The organism is Streptococcus mitis (assembly GCF_003942965.1).
Taxonomy (GTDB): domain Bacteria; phylum Bacillota; class Bacilli; order Lactobacillales; family Streptococcaceae; genus Streptococcus; species Streptococcus mitis_BH.
In genome coordinates, this window is the sequence record NZ_RJOG01000007.1 from 63,393 (window position 1) to 69,459 (window position 6,067).

General features: G+C 41.3%; 6 protein-coding genes. All 6 read left to right on the top strand.

Annotation, left to right across the window (positions count from 1 at the left end; genetic code table 11):
• Positions 1 to 40: 40 nt before the first annotated feature.
• Entirely contained in the window at positions 41 to 436 is a 396-nt protein-coding gene (locus D8837_RS03510; RefSeq protein WP_004261126.1) for a helix-hairpin-helix domain-containing protein, read from the top strand.
• Positions 437 to 719: 283 nt separating this feature from the next.
• Positions 720 to 1,298, top strand: coding sequence for a flavin reductase family protein (locus D8837_RS03515; protein ID WP_125456209.1), 579 nt, complete (start codon positions 720 to 722; stop codon positions 1,296 to 1,298).
• A complete protein-coding gene (locus D8837_RS03520) occupies positions 1,285 to 1,845 on the top strand; it encodes a GNAT family N-acetyltransferase (protein ID WP_125456210.1) in 561 nt (186 codons plus the stop codon). Before D8837_RS03515 ends, D8837_RS03520 begins: the two co-directional genes overlap by 14 nt.
• Positions 1,845 to 2,423: an AAA family ATPase gene (locus D8837_RS03525; protein ID WP_070479704.1), complete on the top strand. Its 579-nt coding sequence runs from the start codon at positions 1,845 to 1,847 to the stop codon at positions 2,421 to 2,423. The genes D8837_RS03520 and D8837_RS03525 overlap by 1 nt, the downstream gene beginning before the upstream one ends.
• Entirely contained in the window at positions 2,416 to 5,067 is a 2,652-nt protein-coding gene (locus D8837_RS03530; RefSeq protein WP_125456211.1) for a valine--tRNA ligase, read from the top strand. Before D8837_RS03525 ends, D8837_RS03530 begins: the two co-directional genes overlap by 8 nt.
• A gap of 53 nt (positions 5,068 to 5,120) precedes the next feature.
• On the top strand, positions 5,121 to 6,067 hold a 947-nt coding region (locus D8837_RS03535), incomplete at its 3' end, for an Eco57I restriction-modification methylase domain-containing protein (RefSeq protein ID WP_260468869.1).

Sequence of the window (6,067 nt, forward strand, 5' to 3'; positions counted from 1 at the left end):
CCTTGTCAGAGCAGGGGTTTTTTATTGAAAGGATTTTATCATGTCAAAGAAACTCAATCGTAAAAAACAATTACGAAATAGCCTCCGTCGTGCAGGTGTTTTTTCAAGTACTGTGACTAAGGTTGTAGAAGAGACAAAAAAAGTCGTGAAACGTGCTGAGCAGTCAGCAAGCCAAGCTGGTAAGGCTGTTTCTAAAAAAGTTGAACAAGCAGTAGAAGCTACCAAAGAGCAAGCTCAAAAAGTAGCCAATTCTGTAGAAGATTTTGCAGCAAACTTGGGTGGACTTCCACTTGACCGTGCCAAGACTTTCTATGATGAAGGAATCAAGTCTGCGTCAGATTTCAAAAACTGGACTGAAAAAGAACTCCTTGCCTTGAAAGGAATCGGCCCAGCTACCATCAAGAAATTGAAAGAAAATGGCATCAAGTTCAAGTAATCTTTCTTGTGCCTTGCATTTCCATCAAAATCTTGCTACAATAGAGCCATTAGAGGTGTTTTGAATCCCACATTTTACAGAAAGTGGCGGAGCTGAGAAGTCCACAAATGTGTCAAAACTAGTTGCTAATAGATGAAAAATTGAAATAAAAGTGTCTTTTTGTTTTAAAGACGAGAGTTGCGGGCAACTGCCCGAAATTGGGTGGTACCGCGGATAAATACATTCGTCCCTGTCATGTAGATGGCAGGGATTTTCTTTTGCGTCTTAGTAAAAGGAGGTTGTTATGAAGCAATCTTTTAACACAAGTAAACTGTATTATGGCTTTCCTATTTTCATTTTGGGATATCAGGACCAGAACTTTGAGCAGAATATCACGACTTGCAGTTCCTCTTATAGCTTGGGAGATTGGCTAGTCATTGGTGTCGGAGCTGAGGAAAATGCGGCTGAGCAAATCAAGCATTACCAGAAGTTTACTGTGAATATTCCTGATGAAAATCTCATGCTCGAGATGGAGGAGGCTGGTTTTATCAGTCATCGAGAGAAATTGAAACACCTGGGACTAGACTACGAGATTTCTGAACAGACTCAGTCTCCGATTTTAGAGGCCTGTCCAGTCGTATTGAACTGTCGGGTAGATCGGATTATCGAGGAAGATGGAATCTGTCATATCTTTGCCAAGATTATCGAGCGACTTGCTGATCCAGAACTTTTGGATGATAAGGGACATTTTAAAAATGATCGTTTTTCACCGACTTACTTTATGGGGGACGGTCACCAGCGCGTTTATCGCTATTTAGATAACCGTGTTGACCCTATGGGGAGCTTCATAAAGAAAGCGAGGAAGAAAGATGACAAGAGCTGAACTGCCAGAACGCTTGGAAACAGAACATCTCGTGTTACGAGTCTGCACAGTCGCTGATGCCGAGGATATCCATGCCTACGCTAGTCTCCCAGAGGTCGCCTATCCAGCAGGCTTTCCTCCAGTCAAAACCTTTGAAGATGAGGTTTACTATCTAGAGCATATCCTTCCAGAACGCAATCAAAAGGAAAATCTCCCAGCTGGCTATGGGATTGTCGTCAAAGGAACCGATAAAGTCATTGGTTCTGTTGACTTCAACCATCGTCATGCGGATGATGTGCTAGAGCTTGGCTATACCTTGCATCCAGACTATTGGGGTCGAGGCTATGTACCAGAAGCAGCGTTTGCCTTGATTGACTTAGCCTTTAAAGATTTGGGTCTTCACAAGATTGAACTGACTTGTTTTGGTTATAATGTCCAAAGTCAACGAGTCGCAGAAAAACTTGGATTTACCCTCGAAGCTCGCATAAGAGAACGTAAAGATATTCAAGGAAACCGCTGTGACAGTCTGATATATGGCTTGTTGAGGCGTGAGTGGGAGGTGATTTGATGCATCTTTTCATCATTGGGGCTCCGGCTTCTGGGAAAATGACGATTGGTCAAGAGTTATCTCGACTGACAGATGCTACCCTCTTTTATAACCATCAAGCCATCGATTTTGCATTAGAAATCTATCAGGACTTTACAGAGGAAATGTGGGAATTTGTTCGTGGAATTACCTTTTCTTTCCTTGGAGCAAGTGCAAGAAATCAGCGATCAGTAATTTTAACAGATGTAATTGATTTTTCAAATCAGTACCAACTGATGTATTTAAAGCAAATTCAGGATTTATTGGATAACTTTCATCAAGAGATTCTTTTTGTGGAGTTGGAAACAAGTCTTGAAGAGCGCATGCGTCGAAATCGAACGGAGAACCGGTTGAAGCACAAGCCCTTGAAACGGCATATTGAGATATCTGAAAGAGAAATTTTAGAGACCACTGAAACCCTTCAATTAAATTCCCAACATCAACCGAATGAGTTGCACCACTACTTTAAAATAAATAATACGAGTTTGTCTGCAGAAGAAGTTGCTAAGCAAATTCAAGATAAAATGAATACAATAGAGAAAGGACAAACACATGTCTAAAGAACTTTCACCTAAATACAATCCAGCCGAGGTTGAGGCTGGTCGTTACCAAAAATGGCTTGATGCGGATGTTTTCAAGCCTTCCGGCGATCAAAAGGCTAAGCCTTATTCAATCGTCATTCCACCACCAAACGTAACTGGGAAACTTCACCTTGGTCACGCTTGGGATACGACTTTGCAAGATATCATCATCCGTCAAAAACGGATGCAAGGTTTTGATACCCTTTGGCTTCCAGGAATGGACCACGCGGGGATTGCGACTCAGGCTAAAGTTGAGGAGCGCTTGCGTGGAGAGGGCATTACACGTTATGACCTAGGTCGTGAAAAATTCCTTGACAAAGTTTGGGAATGGAAAGACGAATATGCCACTACTATCAAGGAACAATGGGGCAAGATGGGGCTCTCTGTAGACTACTCTCGTGAGCGTTTCACTCTTGACGAAGGTTTGTCAAAAGCTGTTCGTAAGGTCTTTGTGGACCTTTACAAGAAAGGTTGGATCTACCGTGGTGAATTTATTATCAACTGGGACCCAGCAGCTCGCACAGCCCTTTCTGATATCGAGGTTATCCATAAGGATGTCGAAGGTGCCTTCTACCACATGAACTACATGCTGGAAGACGGTTCACGCGCCCTTGAAGTTGCCACAACTCGTCCTGAGACTATGTTTGGAGATGTAGCTGTTGCGGTCAATCCAGAAGACCCACGCTACAAGGATTTGATTGGTAAAAATGTCATTCTTCCAATCGCTAATAAACTAATCCCAATCGTTGCAGACGAACATGCCGATCCTGAGTTTGGTACAGGTGTCGTGAAAATCACACCTGCTCACGATCCAAACGACTTCTTGGTTGGTCAACGCCACAACTTGCCACAAGTCAACGTGATGAACGACGACGGAACTATGAATGAGCTTGCCTTCGAATTTGCAGGCATGGACCGTTTTGAAGCTCGTAAGGCAGTCGTTGCTAAGTTGGAAGAAATCGGTGCCCTTGTTAAAATCGAAAAACGTGTCCACAGTGTTGGTCACTCAGAGCGTACTGGTGTTGTGGTTGAACCACGCTTGTCTACTCAGTGGTTCGTCAAGATGGATCAATTGGCCAAAAATGCTATTGCTAACCAAGACACAGAGGACAAGGTCGAATTCTACCCACCTCGTTTCAATGATACCTTCCTTCAATGGATGGAAAATGTCCACGACTGGGTTATCTCTCGTCAGCTCTGGTGGGGTCACCAAATCCCTGCTTGGTACAATGCTGAGGGTGAAATTTACGTCGGTGAAGAAGCTCCAGAAGGTGACGGTTGGACACAAGATGAAGACGTCTTGGATACTTGGTTTAGTTCTGCCCTTTGGCCATTCTCAACCATGGGCTGGCCTGATGTCGACTCAGAAGACTTCAAACGTTACTTCCCAACTTCAACCTTGGTTACAGGTTACGACATCATCTTCTTCTGGGTATCTCGTATGATCTTCCAATCATTGGAATTCACTGGTCGTCAGCCATTCCAAAACGTGCTTATCCACGGTCTCATCCGTGACGAGCAAGGACGCAAGATGTCTAAATCTCTCGGTAATGGGATTGACCCGATGGATGTTATCGAGAAATACGGTGCCGATGCTCTTCGTTGGTTCCTTTCAAACGGTTCTGCACCAGGTCAAGACGTGCGCTTCTCTTATGAGAAAATGGATGCTTCATGGAACTTCATCAACAAGATCTGGAACATCTCTCGCTACATCCTCATGAACAATGAAGGTTTGACTCTTGAGCAAGCAACTGCCAATGTGGAAAAAGTTGTCAACAAGGAAGCTGGTAATGTCACAGACCGCTGGATTCTCCACAACCTCAATGAAACGATCGGAAAAGCTACTGCCAACTTTGACAAGTTTGAGTTTGGTGTCGCTGGACACATCCTCTACAACTTCATTTGGGATGAATTTGCGGACTGGTATGTTGAGTTGACTAAGGAAGTCCTTTATAGTGATAATGAAGAAGAGAAAGTCATCACACGCTCTGTTCTCCTTTATACTTTGGACAAGATTCTTCGTCTCCTTCACCCAATCATGCCATTCGTGACAGAGGAAATCTTTGGACAAATCTCAGAAGGTTCTATCGTTACAGCAGAATACCCAACTGTCAACCCAGCCTTTGAAGACCTTGCTGCCCACACTGGTGTGGAAAGTCTTAAAGACTTGATCCGTGCTGTTCGTAATGCGCGTGCAGAAGTAAACGTTGCTCCAAGCAAACCTATCACCATCCTTGTTAAGACAAGCGACAACGACTTGGAAGCCTTCTTTAACAGCAATGTCAACTACATCAAACGCTTCACAAATCCAGAGCACTTGGAAATCGCATCAAACATCCCTGCNCCTGAACTCGCGATGTCAAGCGTCATCACAGGAGCAGAGATCTACCTGCCACTGGCAGACCTCCTCAATGTCGAAGAAGAACTGGCTCGTCTCGACAAGGAACTGACTAAATGGCAAAAAGAATTGGATATGGTCGGCAAGAAGCTCTCTAACGAACGCTTCGTAGCCAACGCCAAACCAGAAGTCGTCCAAAAAGAACGCGACAAACAAGCCGACTACCAAGCGAAATATGATGCGACCGTAGCGCGTATCGATGAGATGAAGAAGTTGGTGAAATAAACACAGAAACCTCGGCAATTTGCTGGGGTTTTTGGTATAATAAATCTTAATGGATGAAAAATATGAGAAGTGAAACAAGATTTTTAAAAAACAATGGAATTTATTACACAAATAATAAGCTTGCAAATATCATGATCGATAATCTAGAGATTGATTTTGATGGTAATTTTACATTACTAGAGCTTGCTGTCGGTGAAGGACATATATTATGTCTTATTTTGAGAAGGTTACTATACCACAAACAAAATTGTGATTCAAATAAAATTAAAGATTTTCTTGAAAATAACATATATGCCTTTGATATGAGAGAGGATGCTATAAAAATTTGTATTGATAATTTGAATCAAATCTTATGGGAATATTTCCCAAATCTAAATGTACGTTGGAATGTTTTTCAAATGGATATTTTAGAAAAAGAAAAATTACTCAACAAGAAGCATAAGTTTGATTTTATAATTAGTAATCCTCCTTATGTTTCAAGACGTAACTTAAGTTCTGAAACAGCAGAGTACCTTAAAGCTAACAGTTCTTTTTGTCAGAAGTATAATTTTGATTTATATTATTATTTTTTTGAAGTTGCTTTAGAATTTTGGAATAGAGTTGGCAATTTCGTTTTTATAACCCCTAATAGTTACCTCAAATCCCGCGGGGCAGAGAAATTACTTAGAGCTCTAGTTAATGAGAAATTAATTGAAAAAGTAATAGATTTTCAAGACAAATTGAATTTTGAAGGTGCAACGACTTTTACAGCAATCACAAAGCTATCTGACGATAACGATGAGATAGTAATCTTTGATTCTGACAATTGTATTCTTAAAAACATAAAATATGAAACTCTATTGAAAAATGAAAACGTATTTATTTTTTCTGAACATTTTCCAACTTTAAATGAAGATGCAATTCAACTAAATGAAATAGCAAATGTTAGAAATGGCTTAGCTACTTTACAAGATAAAGTTTTTGTCATTAAAGAAGGTGAAATTATTGAACGGAATAATAA